Source organism: Burkholderia sp. BCC1208 (assembly GCF_902833095.1).
Classification (GTDB): domain Bacteria; phylum Pseudomonadota; class Gammaproteobacteria; order Burkholderiales; family Burkholderiaceae; genus Burkholderia.
Genome location: NZ_CADFDY010000004.1, coordinates 487,133 through 503,845 on the forward strand (window position 1 = coordinate 487,133; position 16,713 = coordinate 503,845).

Consider the following 16,713-nt stretch of genomic DNA (forward strand, 5'->3'; position numbering starts at 1 on the left):
AAGCAATGGCGGACACCGCGGTGATCGTGATCGACATGCAGCGCGGGCTGGTGGAGCGGGCGCAGCCCGCGTACCGGCTCGACGACGTGGTGTCGGGCATCAACCGGTTGACGGCGGCGGCGCGCGCGGCGAATGCGCCGGTGTGCTTCGTGCAGCACGACGGCGACGCGGACGACGACATCGTGCCCGGCACGCCGGGCTGGGCACTGCACGCAGGGCTGGTCGTCGGTCGCGACGACTGGCGCGTGCGCAAGCAGGCGAGCGACGCGTTCCACGACACGCCGCTCGCGGCGCAGCTCGATCGCCACGGCATCCGTTCGGTGCTGATCTGCGGCTATGCGACCGAGTTCTGCGTCGATTCGGCCGCGCGCCGTGCCGCGCTGCTCGGCTACCGGACGACCGTCGTGTCCGATCTGCATACGACGAACGAGCGCGCCCACCTGTCGGCGGCGCAGATCGTCGCGCATCATCACTTCATCTGGCACAACAATTCGCTGTCGGGCAACGCGGTGACGCCGCGTCCGCTCGCCGACGTGCTCGCCGCGGAGTTCGCATGACGATCAAGGCAGTGGTGTTCGATTTCGGCGGCGTGCTGATCGACTGGAGCCCCGAGTATCTTTACCGTGAACTGATTCCCGACGAGGGCGAGCGCCGCTGGTTCCTCACGCACGTGTGCGCGATGGACTGGGTGGTCCGTCAGGACGGTGGGCAGACGATCGAGGAGGGCACGGCGGAACTCGTCGCGAAGTTTCCGGAGCACGAAGCACTGATCCGCGCGTTCTACGCGCGCTGGCACGAGATGATCGGCGGCGTGCTCGAAGAGGGCGCGGCCCTCGTCGATCGGCTGGAGGCGCAGGGGATGCCGCTGTTCGGGCTGACGAACTGGTCCGCGCAGACGTTTCCGTACGCATGGGACAACTTCCCGGTGCTGCGCCGGTTCAAGGACATCGTCGTGTCGGGCCGCGTGAAGCTCGTGAAACCCGATCCGGCGATCTACCGCGAGATGCATGCGCGGATCGATCCGCACCTGCCCGGCATCGCGCCGCACGAGCTCGTGTTCATCGACGACAACGCGAAGAACGCCGAGGCTGCGACGGCGCTCGGCTGGCACGGCATTCATCATACGAGCGCGGCGGCGACCGAGGCGCGGCTGCGCGAACTGGGCGCGCTCGCGTAAGGGCGGACGGGCGCCGGGCAAATAAAAAAGCGGGCCATGAGCCCGCTTTTTCGTTGTGCCGTTCCGGATGCGGCCGCCTTCGGCACCCAGCGCCGCGCGATCGCGGTGCCGGGCGCCCGGGCCGCGCCGGTCAGCGGCTGATCGGCTTGTAGCGCAGGCGCTTCGGCTTCGCGGCTTCCTCGCCGAGGCGCGCACGCTTGTCGGCTTCGTACTCCTGGTAGTTGCCGTCGAAGAACGTGACCTGCGAATCGCCTTCGAACGCGAGGATGTGCGTCGCGATCCGGTCGAGGAACCAGCGATCGTGCGAGATCACCATCACCGAGCCCGCGAATTCGAGCAGCGCGTCTTCCAGCGCACGCAGCGTTTCGACGTCGAGGTCGTTCGACGGTTCGTCCAGCAGCAGCACGTTGCCGCCCGAGATCAGCGTCTTCGCGAGGTGCAGCCGACCGCGTTCGCCGCCGGACAGGTTGCCGACGATCTTCTGCTGGTCGCCGCCCTTGAAGTTGAAGCGGCCGATGTACGCGCGCGACGGCGTTTCGTACTTGCCGACCGTCAGCACGTCGGCGCCGCCCGAGATTTCCTCGAACACCGTCTTCGAACCGTCGAGCGCGTCGCGGCTCTGGTCGACGTACGCGAGCTTCACCGTCGGGCCCATCACGACTTCGCCCGAATCCGGCTGTTCCTTGCCGGTCAGCATCTTGAACAGCGTCGACTTGCCGGCGCCGTTCGGGCCGATGATGCCGACGATCGCGCCGGCAGGGATCTTGAAGCTCAGGTTGTCGATCAGCAGGCGGTCGCCGAACGATTTGCTGACGTTCTTGAACTCGATCACTTCGTTGCCGAGGCGTTCGCCGGCCGGAATGAAGATTTCCTGCGTTTCGTTGCGCTTCTGGTATTCCTGGCTGCTCAGCTCCTCGAAGCGCGCGATACGCGCCTTCGACTTCGCCTGACGGCCCTTCGGGTTCTGGCGCACCCACTCCAGTTCCTTCTTGATCGCCTTCTGGCGCGCCGATTCCGACGCTTCTTCCTGCTTCAGGCGCTCTTCCTTCTGGTCGAGCCAGCTGCTGTAGTTGCCCTTCCACGGAATGCCGTGGCCGCGGTCGAGTTCGAGAATCCACTCGGCCGCGTTGTCGAGGAAGTAGCGATCGTGCGTGACGGCGACGACGGTGCCCGGGAAGCGCACCAGGAACTGCTCGAGCCAGTCGACCGATTCGGCGTCGAGGTGGTTGGTCGGCTCGTCGAGCAGCAGCATGTCGGGCTTTTCGAGCAGCAGCTTGCACAATGCGACGCGGCGCTTTTCACCGCCCGACAGGTGCTCGATCTTCGCGTCCCACGCCGGCAGGCGCAGCGCGTCGGCGGCCACTTCGAGCTGCTGCTCGGGGCTGCCGCCGTCGCTCGACGCGAGGATCGCTTCGTACTTCGCCTGTTCGGCCGCGAGTGCGTCGAAGTCGGCGTCCGGTTCGGCATACGCGGCGTAGATTTCTTCCAGCTTCTTGTTGGCCTGGAACAGGTCGCCGAGGCCTTCCTCGACGGCTTCGCGCACGGTCTTCGTCGGGTCGAGCTGCGGTTCCTGCGGCAGGTAGCCGATGTTCAGGTTCGGCATCGGCGTGGCTTCGCCTTCGATGTCCTTGTCGACGCCCGCCATGATGCGGATCAGCGTCGATTTGCCTGAGCCGTTCAGGCCGAGCACGCCGATCTTCGCGCCGGGAAAGAACGACAGCGAGATGTCCTTCAGGATCTGGCGCTTGGGCGGCACGATCTTGCCGACCCGGTTCATCGTGAAAACGTATTGGGCCATTTCGGTGTGAAAGTCAGAAGTGGTTGAGACTGCCGCGCAGCGCGCGCGGGCGTGGCGGCGTCGGGTGATCCGGTACGGAGCGTGCCGCGCGGGGCGCGGCGGTGCGAGCGCGTATTGTACTTCGCCGCCGGCTGCCGCTGGCGCGGCGCAGGCCATTCGGCCGACCCGCGCTTACAGCCACGCGGCGACGCCCCCGTGCCCCGAGCAGGTGCCGCGCCGGTGGCGGCTGAAGCTGTACGTGCCGTCGCGGCAGCGTGCGCTCGCGCCGTCCGGCACGCGGCCCGATTTCGAATGCGCGGGCGCGTGCACGGTTTCGCCGTCGCGGTTGCGATACGTGTCGTGACGGTCGAGATCGGCTTCGTTGCCGTAGCCGGGTGACGCGCGGTACGCATGCGCGGAAGGGGGCAACGCGGCGGCCGCGACGAAGAGCGCGACGGACAGGGCCGCGACATGTGTCGCGCGGTGGAGCAGGGCACGCATGGTCTCTCTCGTTCCGTTTGTCGTTATCGATGTCGGGCCGATCGCCCGCGCCGCATGTTAGCGGATCGGCGCCGTCTACCCGCGCGACGCTACGCCGCGCCGGACATCGACGCCGCGCCGTCCGCCCGCGCGGCGTCGAGAATCCACCGGCGGAACGCGGCAACCTTCGGCCGTTCCGCGTGATGCGGCGGATAGACGAGGTAGTACGCGAAATCGTCGAGCCATGCGACGTCGGCAAGCTGCACGAGCCGGCCGCTCGCCAGCTCGCCGCGCACCATCGCGGCCGGCAGCAGCCCGGCGCCCTGGCCGGCGAGGATCGCCTGCAGCAGCAGGCCCGAGTTGTCGAACGCGGGGCCGCGCGGCGGGCCGAAATCGTCGATCCGCTGCGCGCCGAACCAGATGTGCCAGCCCTTGCGTTCGGCGTCGTGCAACTGCGGCCAGCCGACGAGCGCGGCCGGCGTCGCCGGCATGCCGAGCCGCGCGACGAGTTCGGGCGACGCGAGGGCGACGATTTCGACCGTCAGCAGCCGTTCGCTGCACAGCCCGACGTAACGCCCGAGGCCGTGGCGGATCGCGACGTCGACGCCGTCGCGCGCGAAATCCGCGAGCGCGTGGCTCGTGACGACCTGCAGGTCGACGTCGGGGATCGCCTGGCGGAACTGCGCGAGGCGCGGGACGAGCCACGCGGACGCGAAGAACGGCGTGACGCTCACCGTCAGCACGCCGCTGTCGGCGGCGCCCGACACGCGCTGCGACGCATCGGCGATCTGCCGGAACGCGTTCCGCACCGGCGGCAGGTAGTCGCGGCCGGCGGCCGTCAGCAGGATGCCGCGGTTCACGCGCTCGAACAGCTGCACGCCGAGATGGGTCTCGAGCGCGCGGATCATCTGGCTCACCGCGCCGGGCGTGACCGACAGCTCCTCGGCCGCCGACTTCACCGACAGGTGGCGGGCGGCGGCTTCGAAGGCGCGCAACGCGTTGAGCGGCGGCAGGCGGGAACGGTTCATTCAGTTTTTCTAAAGCGAAAGGCCGAGGAAATATCGTTTGAGGCGACGCATGCGCGCGCGTACCGTTGACACATCGGATCGCACGTTTCGCGGCTACCCTTCGGCGGCCGATGCGATCAACATAGTTCAACTATATTCACGGGGCAACCCGGACGCCGCCCGGCAGCCGGTGGAACCCGAAAGGAGCATCGTCATGAACCGCCTGGGCGCGTCGCGCCTTTTCTACGGCTGGTACGTGGTGGCGGCCGCGTTCGCCGTCACGTTCGTCGGGTTCGGCAGTGCGTATACGTTCAGCGCGTTCGTCGAGTCGCTGCAGCGGGATTTCGCCGCGTCGCGCGGCCAGATCTCGCTCGTATTCTCGCTCGCCGGCTTCCTGTACTTCGGCTTCGGTATCGTCAGCGGGCCGCTGGCCGATCGTTTCGGCTCGCGACGGCTCGCCGTCGCCGGGATGCTGCTGACCGGCGCGGGGCTCGCGGCCGCCGGCGCCGCGCATACGCTGCTGCAGGTCTATGTCGCGTACGGGCTCGGTGTCGGGGTCGGCGTCGGCTGCGCGTACGTGCCGGCCGTCGGCGCGGTGCAGCGCTGGTTCGTGCGCCGGCGCGGGTTCGCATCGGGGCTCGCGGTCGCGGGGATCGGCGTCGGCACGCTGGTGATGCCGCCGCTCGCGTCCGCGCTGATCGCGCAGGTCGGCTGGCGCGGCGCGTATTTCGCGCTGGCCGCGCTCGCGGTGGTGCTGGGCGCCGGCATGTCGCTGCTGATCGAGAACGACCCGCGCAGGCGCGGATTGCTGCCGGACGGCGATGCCGCCGGCGACGACAGCCGGAATGCCGCCGTCGCATCGACCGGCGCGACGGTGCGCGAAGCCGTCACGTCGCGGCCGTTCGCGAGCCTCTACGCGGCCTGCCTCGTCTGTTCGTTCGGTGTGTTCGTCCCGTTCGTTCACCTCGTGCCGTACGCGCTCGATCACGGCGTCGCGCCGTCGACGGCCGTGCTGCTGCTCGGCGCGATCGGCGTGGGCAGCACGGCCGGCCGCTTCTTCCTCGGTGGCCTTGCCGACCGCTTCGGCCGCCGCGCGTCGCTGCTCGCGATGTTCGCCGGCATGGCCGTCGCGCTGCTCGCGTGGGCGGGCGCCGGTACCGTCGCGACGCTGGCTGCGTTCGCGCTCGTGTTCGGCGTGTTCTACGGCGGCTGGGTCGCCGTGCTGCCGGCGGTCGCGATGGACTATTTCGGCGGCCGCAACGTGAGCGCGATCATCGGCATCCTGTACACGAGCGTCGCGTTCGGCACGCTGATCGGGCCGGCCGCCGCGGGCTTCATCTACGACGCAGGCGGCGGCTATCTCGTGCCGATCCTCGCGAGCGCCGCCGCGAATGCGATCGCGTTCGCGATCGTCGCGACCACCGGGCGCGCGCCGGCCGCCGCGCGCGCGGCCGGCGGATGACGCCACTCGCCTGGCGCGTCGTGCGGTTTCCGGTAGAGTGGCCGGACCGTCAACCATCGACGCATGATCGGGGAGGCATCGTGACATTCGACGAAGTCCGGCAGATCGCACTGGCGTGGCGCGGCGTCGAGGAAGGCACGTCGTACGGCACGCCCGCGCTCAAGGTGAAGGGCAAGATGCTCGCGCGATTGCGCGAGGACGGCGACACGCTCGTCGTGAAGGGCGTCGGCCCGGACGAGCGCGCGTGGCTGATCGAATCGGCGCCCGACGTGTATTACGTGACCGATCACTACCTCGGCTGGCCGATCGTGCTGGTGCGTCTGTCGGCCGCGCGTCCCGACGCCGTGAAAAACCTGCTTCTGCGAGAATGGCACGCACTCGTGCCGGCGAAGTGGCGGGACGAAGCCGCCCGCGACGCGAACTGAACGGCGCGCCCGGCGCGCGAGCCGCCGCCGAACCGGATCAATCGTTGCATTGATTCGTATCGATGCAACGAGTGGTTCCATCGAAATTCTTCAATTGGTTCTTAGTGAAGAACCGTTTGATGCTTACACTCCTTCGCTTCGAAGGCGGCTGACGACAGCCGACGGAACGGGCGTACGCGATGCGCCGGCGCCCGATGCGCCGCATCGCACCGGCAGCTTCGCAGACTGCCCGGACGACCCGACCGGAACGGCCCAGTCCGGCCTCATGCCCGCGTGCGACGCACGCGCGGCCGCAGCCGGATTCAACAACGACAACTCCCCGCGCCGCCTTCACGCGACACCGGTCGTACCGGAACCGTTTTTTGGAGAGAGACAGATGAGTGGAAGCAATACAGGCCTCGGCACCGGCCTGAAGCAGCGTCACGTAACGATGATGTCGATTGCCGGCGTCATCGGCGCGGGCTTGTTCGTCGGCTCCGGCCACGCGATCGCGGAAGCCGGGCCGGCATCGATCCTCGCGTATGCGATCGCGGGCGTGCTGGTCGTGCTGGTGATGCGCATGCTCGGCGAAATGGCCGTCGCGCATCCGGACAGCGGGTCGTTCTCGACCTATGCCGATCGCGCGATCGGCCACTGGGCCGGCTTCACGATCGGCTGGCTGTACTGGTGGTTCTGGGTGCTCGTGATCCCGATCGAGGCGACCGCCGCCGCGACCATCCTCAATGCGTGGTTCCCGGGCATCGCGACGTGGATCTTCGCGCTCGGCATCACGCTGCTGCTCACCGTCACCAACCTCTTCTCCGTGAAGAATTACGGCGAATTCGAATTCTGGTTCGCGCTGATCAAGGTCGTCGCGATCGTCGTGTTCCTGTGCATCGGCGGCGCGGCGATCGTCGGCATCATTCCGGCGCCGGCCGTGTCGGGCGTGTCGAACCTGTTCGTGCATGACGGCTTCATGCCGCACGGCGCGAGCGCGGTGCTCGCGGCGATGCTGACGACGATGTTCTCGTTCCTCGGCACCGAGATCGTGACGATCGCGGCCGCCGAATCGGACAACCCGCAACGCCAGATCGTGCGCGCGACGAACTCGGTCATCTGGCGGATCACGCTGTTCTATCTCGGCTCGATCCTCGTCGTCGCGGCCATCGTGCCGTGGAACGACCCGTTGCTGCCGAAGCACGGCTCCTATCAGCGCGCGATGGAACTGATCGGCGTGCCGAACGCGAAGGCGATCATCGACGTGATCGTGCTCGTGTCGGTCGCGAGCTGCCTGAATTCGGCGTTGTACACCGCGTCGCGGATGCTGTTCTCGCTGTCCAGGCGCAAGGACGCGCCGGCCTTCCTGCATCGCACCGATTCGACCGGCACGCCGCGCGCGGCCGTGCTGGCGTCGACCGCGTTCGGTTTCCTGACCGTGATCGCGAACTACCTGATGCCGGAACAGGTGTTCGGCTTCCTGCTGGCGACGTCGGGCGCGATCGCGCTGCTCGTGTATCTCGTGATCGCGATCTCGCAATTGCGGATGCGCAAGACGCTCGAATCGAGCGGCGCCGACCTGACGCTGCGGATGTGGCTGTTCCCGTGGCTCACATGGGCCGTGATCCTGTTCATCTGCGGCACGCTGACCGTGATGTTCGTCAGCGAGGAGCACCGGATGGAAGTCGGCGCGACGGCCGTGCTGGCGTTGATCGTGCTGCTCGCGTCGTGGCTGAACAAACGTGGGCGCGATGCGCGGGCGGAAGCGGGGCGGCGCGTGTCGGCGACGTGATCCGATCGAATGACGTGACGGCGGGGCGCAAGCCCCGGTCATGAAAAATGGCCCGAGCGGCGTTTGCCGGTCGGGCCATTTGTCTTTCGTGCCGGAGCACGCGTGGCGCGATGCCGTGCGTATCGCACGGCATCGGCCGATGCAGGTGTCAGACGTTGAACAGGAAGTTCATCACGTCGCCGTCGTGCACGACATATTCCTTCCCTTCGGCGCGCATCTTGCCGGCTTCCTTCGCGCCTTGCTCGCCCTTGTACGCGACGAAGTCGTTGAACGCGATCGTCTGCGCGCGGATGAAGCCGCGCTCGAAGTCGGTGTGGATCACGCCGGCCGCCTGCGGCGCGGTGTCGCCGATGTGGATCGTCCACGCGCGCACTTCCTTCACGCCCGCGGTGAAGTAGGTCTGCAGGCCGAGCAGCTTGAAGCCCGCGCGGATCACGCGGTCGAGGCCCGGCTCTTCCATGCCCATGTCGGCGAGGAAGGCTTCCTTGTCCGCGTCGTCGAGATCGGCGATTTCCGCCTCGATCGCCGCGCATACGGCGACCACCGGCGCGTTTTCGCTTTCCGCGTACTTGCGCACCGCCTCGAGGTGCGGGTTGTTCTCGAAGCCGTCGTCCTTCACGTTAGCGACGTACATCGCCGGCTTCGCGGTGATCAGGCAGAACGGCTTGATCAGCGCCTGTTCGTCGTCCGACAGCGCGAGGCCGCGCACGGCCTTGCCCTGGTCGAGCTGCGCACGCACCTTTTCAAGCACCGCGACGAGCTTCGCCGCTTCCTTGTCGTTGCCCGACTTCGCCGCCTTCGAATAGCGCGTGAGCGCCTTCTCGATGGTGCCGAGATCGGCGAGCGCCAGTTCGGTGTTGATCACTTCGATGTCGTCGATCGGGCTGACCTTGCCGGCGACGTGAATGACGTTCTCGTCCTCGAAGCAGCGCACGACGTGCGTGATCGCGTCGGTTTCGCGGATGTTCGCGAGGAACTGGTTGCCGAGGCCTTCACCCTTGCTCGCGCCCGCGACGAGGCCCGCGATGTCGACGAATTCGACGACGGCCGGCACGACACGCTCCGGCTTGACGATCTCGGAGAGCGCCTTCAGGCGCGTATCCGGCACTTCGACGATGCCGACGTTCGGCTCGATCGTGCAGAACGGGTAGTTCTCGGCGGCGATGCCGGCCTTGGTCAGCGCATTGAACAGGGTGGACTTGCCGACGTTGGGCAAGCCGACGATGCCGCATTTGAGACTCATGGAATCCTTCGGACGGGTGAGGCGGCGCGGCCGGACGGGGCACGGCGGCGCGGGAAAAAAGGGCGGCCGGCGCGTGGAGCGCGGCGGGCCGACGGTCAAAGACGCTATTGTACCGTGCCGGCGCCCCGGATTCCGGGCTGGGCGCCGAACGGCCGATGCGGCGGGCCGTCGCGCCGGCGCACCGGCCTGAGGTTCTGCTGATTTCCCGCAAAGTCCGGCCGCGTAAGGGTTTGGCCCCGCGGCTATAATGCCCGCCATGACTGCCCATCACACCTTCGACGTCGCCGTGGTCGGCGGCGGGCTCGTCGGCAAGACGGCCGCGCTCGCGCTGACCCAGTCCGGCTACAAGACAGCCTTGCTCGCCCAGCCGGCCACGCCGCGCCCCGCGGATCTCGCGTTCGACACGCGCGTCTACGCGCTGTCGTCCAGTTCGCAGGCGTTGCTCGAGCGGCTGCGGGTCTGGCAGGCGCTCGAGCACGGCCGGCTCGCGCCGGTGTACGACATGCGCGTGTATGGCGATGCGCATGCCGAACTGCATTTCTCCGCCTATCAGGCGTCCGTGCCGCAGCTTGCGTGGATCGCCGAATCGTCGCTGGTCGAGGCGTCGCTCGACGCCGCGCTGCGATTCCAGCCGAACCTCACGTGGTTCGACGCGCGTGCGCAGGGTTTCGACGTGCGCGACGACGCGGCCGTGCTCACGCTGTCGTCGGGGCAGGTGCTGGAAGCCGACCTCATCGTCGGCGCCGACGGCGCGCATTCGTGGGTGCGCTCCCAAATGGGGGCCAGGGTAGAGCGGCGCGACTACCGGCAGACGGGCGTCGTCGCGAACTTCAAGGCGTCGCTGCCGCACCGCGAGACGGCGTGGCAGTGGTTCCACGAAGGCGAGATCGTCGCGCTGCTGCCGCTGCCGGACGGCCACGTGTCGCTCGTGTGGTCCGCGCACACCGCGCATGCGGACGAACTGCTCGCACTCGATCCGGCGCAGCTCGCGGCCGAGGTCGAGCGCGTGTCGCACGGCCAGGTCGGCACGCTCGAATGCGTGACGCCGGCCGCCGGCTTCCCGCTGGCGCTGCAGACGGTCGACAAGCTGATCGCGCCGCGCGTCGCGCTGGTCGGCGATGCCGCGCACCTGATCCACCCGCTCGCGGGGCAGGGGATGAACCTCGGGCTGCGCGACGTCTCGGCGCTCGCCGACGCGATCGCGGGCAAGGAAAGCTTCCGCAACCTCGGCGATACCGTGCTGCTGCGCCGCTACGAGCGCTCGCGCCGTGAGGACATCCGCGCGCTGATGGTCGCGACCGACGGCCTGCAGCGGCTGTTCGCGGTGCCGGGCTCGCTCGCGAAGGCGGTGCGCAACGCGGGCATGGCGTTCGTCGGGGCCCAGCCGCTCGTGAAGCGCTGGCTCGTGTCTTCCGCGCTCGGCTGAGCGAACCTTCGGCTGCTTCGCCGGTCGGACTCGGTTCCGTTACGGCGTACACTGTGCCGTGCACTCCGATTGAGCTGAAGGAAGATTTCGATGAAAAAAACGATCCGCATCGCGTCGTTGGCGCTGGCCGTCACGATAGCGACGCTTGGCTGCACCGCGCAGGCCGACCAGACCACCGACAAGCTGAAGGCCACGCTGCAAGCCCGTCTCGGCAACGACGCGCCGATCAAGAGCGTGTCGAAATCGCCGGTTGCAGGCCTTTACGAAGTGAACCTCGGCTCGCAGATCATCTATAGCGACGCGGCCGGCGACTACGTGCTGCTCGGCGATCTCGTCGACGCCAGGACGCACAAGAACCTGACCGACGCCCGCCTGTCCGAAATCAACAAGATCGACTTCGCGAGCCTGCCGTTCGCGAATGCGATCAAGGTCGTCAAGGGCAACGGCGCCCGCAAGATCGCGGTGTTCTCCGATCCGAACTGCCCGTACTGCAAGAAGCTCGAGACGACGCTGCAGTCGATCGACAACGTGACCGTCTACACGTTCCTGTACCCGGTGCTGTCGCCGGATTCGACCGCGAAGTCGAAGGCGATCTGGTGTGCGACCGACCGCGCGAAGACGTGGGAAAGCTGGATGCTCGACCACCGCGCGCCGTCCGGCGCCGGTACTTGCGACACTACCGCGCTCGACAAGAACCTCGCGCTCGGCCGCGGGATGAACGTCACGGGCACGCCGACGATTTTCCTGCCGGACGGCCGCCGCCTGCCGGGCGCGGTATCGGCCGACCAGCTCAACCAGGCGCTCGCCTCGAGCAAGTAACCGACTGCACGCCGGGCGCATGGCCCGGCCAGCGAGGGGCGCCCGCATGATCTGCCGGCGCCTCTCTTCGTTTTCGCCGCCGTATTCGACCGATTGCCACGATGACTCAGCCGATCCGCTATTCGATTGTCCCGAAAGATCTTGCCGCGCACCTGTTCGAAGTGACGGTGACGGTTGCCGATCCCGATCCCGAAGGCCAGCGTTTCTCGCTGCCGGTGTGGATTCCGGGCAGCTACCTCGTGCGCGAGTTCGCGCGCAATATCGTGACGCTCGTCGCATTCAACGACGCGGGCCGCAAGGTGCGCATCGCGAAGACCGACAAGCACACGTGGCAAGCCGCGCCCGTGACCGGCGCGCTGACGCTGCGCTACGACGTCTATGCATGGGACCTGTCGGTGCGCTCCGCGTATCTCGACGAGTCGGGCGGCTTCTTCAACGCGACGGCCGTGTTCCTGAGCGTCGCCGGCCGCGAGGACGCGCCGTGCGAAGTCGACATCGCGAAACCGGCCGGCGCGGCGTTCCGCACGTGGCGCGTCGGCACCGCGCTGCCCGAGGCGCGCGGCACGAAGCGCTACGGCTTCGGCGCGTATCGTGCGTCGAACTACGACGAACTCTCCGACCATCCGGTGACGATCGGCGAATTCGCGCTCGCGACGTTCGACGCGCACGGCGTGCCGCACGACATCGTGATCGCCGGGCGCGTGACGCAGCTCGACCTGGAGCGGCTGCGTACCGACCTGAAACGCGTGTGCGAAGCGCAGATCGCGCTGTTCGAGCCGAAGTCGAAGAAGGCGCCGATGGACCGCTACGTGTTCATGACGCTCGCGGTCAGCGACGGCTACGGCGGCCTCGAGCATCGCGCGTCGACCGCGCTGATCTGCAACCGTACCGACCTGCCGGTGAAGGGGCGACCCGAAACGACGGAAGGCTATCGCACGTATCTCGGCCTCTGCAGCCACGAGTATTTCCACACGTGGAACGTGAAGCGCATCAAGCCGGCGGCGTTCGTGCCGTACGACCTCACGCGCGAGAACTACACGTCGCTGCTGTGGCTGTTCGAGGGCTTCACGTCGTATTACGACGACCTGATGCTGGTCCGCAGCGGGCTGATGTCGCAGGACGAATATTTCGCGGCGCTCGGCCGCACGGTCGGCGGCGTGCTGCGCGGCACGGGCCGGCTCAAGCAGAGCGTCGCGGAAAGCTCGTTCGACGCGTGGATCAAGTACTACCGTCAGGACGAGAACGCAACCAACGCGATCGTCAGCTATTACACGAAGGGTTCGCTCGTGGCGCTGGCATTCGATCTCGCGATCCGCGCGCAGACGCGCAACCGGAAGTCGCTCGACGACGTGATGCGTCTGCTGTGGCAACGCTACGGCCGCGACTTCTATCGCGGCAAGCAGGCGGGCGTGGAAGAAAACGAAGTCGAGGCGCTGATCGAAGAGGCGACGGGCGTCGCGCTCGGCCGCCTGTTCGCCGACGCCGTGCACGGCACGCGCGACCTGCCGCTCGGCGACCTGCTCGCGCCGTTCGGCGTGACGCTGGCGCCCGACGTCGCGATCGGCGCCGCCGCGAAGCCGACGCTCGGCGCGCGCTTGCGCGGCGGCGCGGACTGCACGTTCGCGGCGGTCTACGAAGGGGGCGCCGCGCATCGCGCGGGGCTGTCGGCCGGCGACACGCTGATCGCGGTGGACGGCTTGCGCGTGACGGGCACGAACCTCGATGCGCTGCTCTCGCGCTACCGGCCGGGCGACAAGGTCGAGGTTCACGCGTTCCGCCGCGACGAGCTGCGCACCGCGAAACTGAAGCTCGACGGCCCGGAAGTCACCCGCTACCGGCTGACCGCCGCCGCGAAGCCGGCTGCGGCCACGAAGGCTCGCGAAGCCTGGCTGAAGGGATAAACGTACCCGGGTGGGTATCGGGGCGCGATCGAGCATTGTTCCGCTGCTGCAACAATCCGTCGCCCTGAACCCGCTTTTTCGCGGTCATGCGGCCACGCACAATGGCGTCACTCGCGCTACCGAAGCGCAACCCTACCGGAGCCTGACATGACGACCATTCTGCAAATCAATTCCGCCGCGCGTTCGCAAGGTGCGCAATCCACGCTGCTCGCCAATGAACTAACGGCAAAGCTGCAACAATCGAACCCCGGCGCGAACGTCGTGGTGCGCGACCTGCTGGCCGATGCGCTGCCGCACCTCGACGAATCGGTGCTCGGCGCGTTCTTCACGCCGGCCGACAAGCGCACCGCGGAACAGAATGCGATCGTCGCGAAGAGCGATGCGCTGATCGCCGAGCTGCAGGCTGCCGACATCATCGTGATCGGCGCCCCGATGTACAACTTCGGCATCTCGTCGCAACTGAAGACGTACTTCGACTGGATCGCCCGCGCGGGCGTCACGTTCCGCTACACCGAGAACGGTCCGGAAGGCCTGATCAAGGGCAAGAAGGTTCACGTGGTGACGGCGCGCGGCGGCAAGTACGCCGGTACGCCGAACGACAGCCAGACGCCGTACCTGCGCACGTTCCTCGGCTTCGTCGGCATGACCGACGTGAGCTTCATCTTCGCGGAAGGCCTGAACCTCGGCCCGGATGCGCAGAGCGCCGCGCTGGCCAGCGCACGCGAAGCGATCGCCGCCGCGTAACGCGTCGGGTGGACGTGGGTGCGACGCACCCGCTGCATCGCCCGATAAAAAACGCCGCGCCCCCAAAAGGGACGCGGCGTTTTTGCATTCGTGTGGCGAACTCGGCGCCGAGACCGTTACGCGAGCGTTTCGGCCACGTCCGGCAGGCGCCAGTCGATCGGTTCGCGGCCCGCATCGACCAGATAGTCGTTCGCGAGCGCGAAATGGCGACAGCCGAGGAACCCGCGGTGCGCGGACAGCGGCGACGGATGCGGCGCCTCGAGCACGCAGTGCGCGTTCGCGTCGAACAGTGCGCGCTTCGCCTGCGCGTGCGCGCCCCACAGCATGAACACGAGCCCGCGATGGCGGCCGGCGAGCTCGCGGATCAACGTGTCCGTGCATTGCTCCCAGCCGCGCTTCGCGTGGCTCGCGGCCGCGCCGCGCTCGACCGTCAGCACGGTGTTGAGCAACAGCACGCCCTGGCGCGCCCATGTATCGAGGCAGCCGTGACGCGGCGTGTCGTGACCGAAGTTCGCGGCGATTTCCTTGAAGATGTTGCGCAGCGACGGCGGCGTGCGAACGGCAGGCGGCACCGAGAACGCGAGGCCGTGCGCCTGCGGCGTGCCGCGGTCGTCGCCGTGATACGGGTCCTGGCCGAGGATCACGACCTTCACGTCGTCCGGGCTCGTCAGGCGCAGCGCGCGGAACACGTCGGTCGGGTACACCGTCTTGCCGGCCGCGCGCTCTTCATCGACGAAGCGGCACAGCGGCGCGTACGCGTCGCTGTCGGTGAACGGTTTCAGCACGTCGCGCCAGACGGCCGGCAGCGCGTCGAATTGCGCGGCGAGATGCGGCACGTCGGCGACGACGGGCCGCGGTGCGGAGGCGGTCGGGGCCGGCGCGGGCGCCGGTGCGGCCGCCTTCTTCGCGGATTTTCGCCGGGCCGCGGGCGGCTCGGAAGCCGCGGACGGAATATCGGCCGGTGCCGTTTCCGGCACGGGATCGTCGAACAGCGACGCCTGTTGCGGCGCGCGGGAAGTCTTGCGGGTTGCCATGCGTGATGCGTGTTTATTGCGCGCGCAGCCGGTAGCCGCGCTGCGCCTTGCTGATGTTTTCGGGAACGAGGCCCGGCAGCGCCTGCTGCAGTTCGGCGGCGAGCGTCGCGAGCGCCGTTTCCGGGCCGTCGATCAGTTCGAGTTCGATTTCGCTGATCGGTTCGCGGCGCGTTTCGTGTTCCGCCTGGACGACGATCTCGCCGAGGTCCACCGCGGCCTCGACGGTCGCGCCGCCGATTGCGATGCGCCACAGCGTACGCGAAAAATCCGTGCGGAACAGCGCGTACAGTGCGCCTGCCGCATCATTCAGCGCGGCGGCGGCTTCCGGCACGTCGCAGGCCGCGACGAGCGCGTCGATGTCGAGCGCGTCGCCCGCGACCGGGAGTTCCCATTCGTGGCGGCGGTGCAGGCCGCCTTCCGCGCTGCCGACCGTCTTGAACGTCTGCAGCCAGCCGTCCGGCGTGCGGCGCACGCGCACCGCGCTCTTCGAGCGCGCCAGCGCGAGATCGGGCGTGTCGTAATAGACGTTCGCGAGCGTGATGTCGCGACCGGGTTCGCCGGTCAGCGTGTCGAAGAAGCGGCGTGCGGCATCGGCCTGACCGGCCGGCAACGCGAGCTTGATTTCCTTTTCGATCGCCATCAGAAGAACATCCGTGCGAGTTCCGCGCCCGGCTGGTCGGCGCGCATGAACGCCTCGCCGACGAGGAACGTGTTCACGTTCGCCGCGCGCATCGTGTCGACGTCGGTGCGCGACAGGATGCCCGATTCGGTCACGACGATGCGATCCGACGGAATCATGTCGAGCATGTCGAGCGTGGTCTGGATCGACGTCTCGAACGTGCGCAGGTTGCGGTTGTTGATGCCGAGCAGCGGCGTCTTGAGCGTCAGCGCCTGTTCCATCTCGTTGCGGTCGTGCACTTCGACCAGCACCGCGAGGCCGAGCGAGTGCGCATAGGCTTCCAGATCCTGCATCAGCGGCGTGTCGAGCGCGGCGGCGATCAGCAGGATCGCGTCGGCGCCCATCGCGCGGGCTTCGACGATCTGGTACGCGTCGACGATGAAGTCCTTGCGCAGCACCGGCAGCGTGCAGGCCGCGCGCGCTTCCTCGAGGTAGCGGACGCCGCCCTGGAAGAACTGCTCGTCGGTCAGCACCGACAGGCAGGCGGCGCCGTGCGCCGCATACGAGCGCGCGATGTCGGCCGGCACGAAATGCTCGCGCAGCACGCCTTTCGACGGGCTTGCCTTCTTGATTTCGGCGATCACGGCGGCGTCGCCGGCCGCGTGCTTCGTCCGCAGCGCGCCGACGAAGTCGCGCAGGTCCCGCGCGGAGGCTTCCAGTTTCAGTGCCTCGAGCGGCGCGCTGCGCATGGCCGCCGCCACTTCTTCGCGCTTGACGGCGATGATTCGGTCGAGAATGTCGCTCATATGGGTTCCTGCTTGATTCGTAAGG

Annotated in this window: 16 protein-coding genes; 9 read left to right on the forward strand and 7 right to left on the reverse strand. The window is 68.0% G+C overall.

Annotation, left to right across the window (positions count from 1 at the left end; all coding sequences use genetic code 11):
- Positions 1 to 5: 5 nt before the first annotated feature.
- Both HWX09_RS12580 and HWX09_RS12585 read left to right on the forward strand, forming a co-directional pair.
- Positions 6 to 557, forward strand: coding sequence for a cysteine hydrolase family protein (locus HWX09_RS12580; RefSeq protein ID WP_027783418.1), 552 nt, complete (start codon positions 6 to 8; stop codon positions 555 to 557).
- Positions 554 to 1,177 (forward strand): HAD family phosphatase, encoded by a 624-nt coding sequence (locus HWX09_RS12585; RefSeq protein WP_027783419.1) that lies wholly within the window; start codon positions 554 to 556, stop codon positions 1,175 to 1,177. Before HWX09_RS12580 ends, HWX09_RS12585 begins: the two co-directional genes overlap by 4 nt.
- 130 nt (positions 1,178 to 1,307) lie before the next feature.
- Here the strand turns inward: HWX09_RS12585 and ettA are convergent, their stop codons facing one another.
- The 3 genes from ettA to gcvA form a co-directional block, all read right to left on the reverse strand.
- Complete coding sequence (ettA, locus tag HWX09_RS12590) at positions 1,308 to 2,975, reverse strand: energy-dependent translational throttle protein EttA (protein ID WP_027783420.1); 1,668 nt, start codon at positions 2,973 to 2,975, stop codon at positions 1,308 to 1,310.
- 171 nt (positions 2,976 to 3,146) lie between these two features.
- Entirely contained in the window at positions 3,147 to 3,455 is a 309-nt protein-coding gene (locus HWX09_RS12595) for a DUF3761 domain-containing protein (RefSeq protein ID WP_027783421.1), read from the reverse strand.
- A gap of 89 nt (positions 3,456 to 3,544) precedes the next feature.
- Positions 3,545 to 4,462, reverse strand: coding sequence for a transcriptional regulator GcvA (gene gcvA / locus HWX09_RS12600; protein WP_027783422.1), 918 nt, complete (start codon positions 4,460 to 4,462; stop codon positions 3,545 to 3,547).
- 193 nt (positions 4,463 to 4,655) lie between these two features.
- Here gcvA and HWX09_RS12605 point away from each other — a divergent pair, with 193 nt between their 5' ends.
- The 3 genes from HWX09_RS12605 (at position 4,656) to gabP (ending at position 8,096) form a co-directional block, all read left to right on the forward strand.
- Positions 4,656 to 5,903, forward strand: a complete 1,248-nt coding sequence (locus HWX09_RS12605) for an MFS transporter (protein ID WP_027783423.1) — start codon at positions 4,656 to 4,658, stop codon at positions 5,901 to 5,903.
- An 80-nt stretch (positions 5,904 to 5,983) separates the two neighbouring features.
- A complete protein-coding gene (locus tag HWX09_RS12610) occupies positions 5,984 to 6,328 on the forward strand; it encodes an MmcQ/YjbR family DNA-binding protein (RefSeq protein WP_027783424.1) in 345 nt (114 codons plus the stop codon).
- 376 nt (positions 6,329 to 6,704) lie between these two features.
- Positions 6,705 to 8,096 carry a GABA permease gene (gene gabP / locus HWX09_RS12615; RefSeq protein ID WP_027783425.1) on the forward strand — a complete coding sequence of 464 codons (1,392 nt, stop codon included), beginning with the start codon at positions 6,705 to 6,707 and terminating at the stop codon, positions 8,094 to 8,096.
- 148 nt (positions 8,097 to 8,244) lie between these two features.
- On the opposite strand, the gene ychF is transcribed toward gabP, so the two are convergent.
- Positions 8,245 to 9,339: a redox-regulated ATPase YchF gene (ychF, locus tag HWX09_RS12620; RefSeq protein WP_027783426.1), complete on the reverse strand. Its 1,095-nt coding sequence runs from the start codon at positions 9,337 to 9,339 to the stop codon at positions 8,245 to 8,247.
- Positions 9,340 to 9,586: 247 nt separating this feature from the next.
- On the opposite strand from ychF, the gene HWX09_RS12625 reads away from it, so the two are divergent.
- The 4 genes from HWX09_RS12625 (at position 9,587) to HWX09_RS12640 (ending at position 14,229) form a co-directional block, all read left to right on the forward strand.
- Positions 9,587 to 10,765: a UbiH/UbiF family hydroxylase gene (locus HWX09_RS12625; RefSeq protein ID WP_027783427.1), complete on the forward strand. Its 1,179-nt coding sequence runs from the start codon at positions 9,587 to 9,589 to the stop codon at positions 10,763 to 10,765.
- Between the two features lie 90 nt (positions 10,766 to 10,855).
- Positions 10,856 to 11,584 carry a DsbC family protein gene (locus HWX09_RS12630; RefSeq protein WP_027783428.1) on the forward strand — a complete coding sequence of 243 codons (729 nt, stop codon included), beginning with the start codon at positions 10,856 to 10,858 and terminating at the stop codon, positions 11,582 to 11,584.
- A 101-nt stretch (positions 11,585 to 11,685) separates the two neighbouring features.
- A complete protein-coding gene (locus tag HWX09_RS12635) occupies positions 11,686 to 13,485 on the forward strand; it encodes a PDZ domain-containing protein (RefSeq protein WP_027783429.1) in 1,800 nt (599 codons plus the stop codon).
- Between the two features lie 147 nt (positions 13,486 to 13,632).
- The gene (locus tag HWX09_RS12640) at positions 13,633 to 14,229 is read left to right on the forward strand and encodes an NAD(P)H-dependent oxidoreductase (protein WP_027783430.1); all 597 of its coding nucleotides are present in this window, start codon (positions 13,633 to 13,635) and stop codon (positions 14,227 to 14,229) included.
- Positions 14,230 to 14,345: 116 nt separating this feature from the next.
- On the opposite strand, the gene HWX09_RS12645 is transcribed toward HWX09_RS12640, so the two are convergent.
- From HWX09_RS12645 to trpC, 3 genes are read right to left on the reverse strand one after another with little or no spacing between them, the layout of a single operon-like run.
- Positions 14,346 to 15,263 (reverse strand): uracil-DNA glycosylase, encoded by a 918-nt coding sequence (locus tag HWX09_RS12645; RefSeq protein WP_027783431.1) that lies wholly within the window; start codon positions 15,261 to 15,263, stop codon positions 14,346 to 14,348.
- Positions 15,264 to 15,276: 13 nt separating this feature from the next.
- Positions 15,277 to 15,903 (reverse strand): CYTH domain-containing protein, encoded by a 627-nt coding sequence (locus HWX09_RS12650; RefSeq protein WP_027783432.1) that lies wholly within the window; start codon positions 15,901 to 15,903, stop codon positions 15,277 to 15,279.
- The gene (gene trpC / locus HWX09_RS12655; RefSeq protein ID WP_027783433.1) at positions 15,903 to 16,688 is read right to left on the reverse strand and encodes an indole-3-glycerol phosphate synthase TrpC; all 786 of its coding nucleotides are present in this window, start codon (positions 16,686 to 16,688) and stop codon (positions 15,903 to 15,905) included. The genes HWX09_RS12650 and trpC overlap by 1 nt, the downstream gene beginning before the upstream one ends.
- Between the last annotated feature and the right edge of the window lie 25 nt (positions 16,689 to 16,713).

Coding starts and splice junctions, on each gene's coding strand:
- HWX09_RS12580 (WP_027783418.1), top strand. CDS start 6: ATGGCGGACACCGCGGTGATCGTGATCGACATGCAGCGCGGGCTGGTG.
- HWX09_RS12630 (WP_027783428.1), top strand. CDS start 10,856: ATGAAAAAAACGATCCGCATCGCGTCGTTGGCGCTGGCCGTCACGATA.
- gcvA (WP_027783422.1), bottom strand. CDS start 4,462: ATGAACCGTTCCCGCCTGCCGCCGCTCAACGCGTTGCGCGCCTTCGAA.
- HWX09_RS12585 (WP_027783419.1), top strand. CDS start 554: ATGACGATCAAGGCAGTGGTGTTCGATTTCGGCGGCGTGCTGATCGAC.
- HWX09_RS12605 (WP_027783423.1), top strand. CDS start 4,656: ATGAACCGCCTGGGCGCGTCGCGCCTTTTCTACGGCTGGTACGTGGTG.
- HWX09_RS12640 (WP_027783430.1), top strand. CDS start 13,633: ATGACGACCATTCTGCAAATCAATTCCGCCGCGCGTTCGCAAGGTGCG.
- ychF (WP_027783426.1), bottom strand. CDS start 9,339: ATGAGTCTCAAATGCGGCATCGTCGGCTTGCCCAACGTCGGCAAGTCC.
- HWX09_RS12595 (WP_027783421.1), bottom strand. CDS start 3,455: ATGCGTGCCCTGCTCCACCGCGCGACACATGTCGCGGCCCTGTCCGTC.
- trpC (WP_027783433.1), bottom strand. CDS start 16,688: ATGAGCGACATTCTCGACCGAATCATCGCCGTCAAGCGCGAAGAAGTG.
- HWX09_RS12650 (WP_027783432.1), bottom strand. CDS start 15,903: ATGGCGATCGAAAAGGAAATCAAGCTCGCGTTGCCGGCCGGTCAGGCC.
- HWX09_RS12645 (WP_027783431.1), bottom strand. CDS start 15,263: ATGGCAACCCGCAAGACTTCCCGCGCGCCGCAACAGGCGTCGCTGTTC.
- gabP (WP_027783425.1), top strand. CDS start 6,705: ATGAGTGGAAGCAATACAGGCCTCGGCACCGGCCTGAAGCAGCGTCAC.
- HWX09_RS12625 (WP_027783427.1), top strand. CDS start 9,587: ATGCCCGCCATGACTGCCCATCACACCTTCGACGTCGCCGTGGTCGGC.
- HWX09_RS12635 (WP_027783429.1), top strand. CDS start 11,686: ATGACTCAGCCGATCCGCTATTCGATTGTCCCGAAAGATCTTGCCGCG.
- ettA (WP_027783420.1), bottom strand. CDS start 2,975: ATGGCCCAATACGTTTTCACGATGAACCGGGTCGGCAAGATCGTGCCG.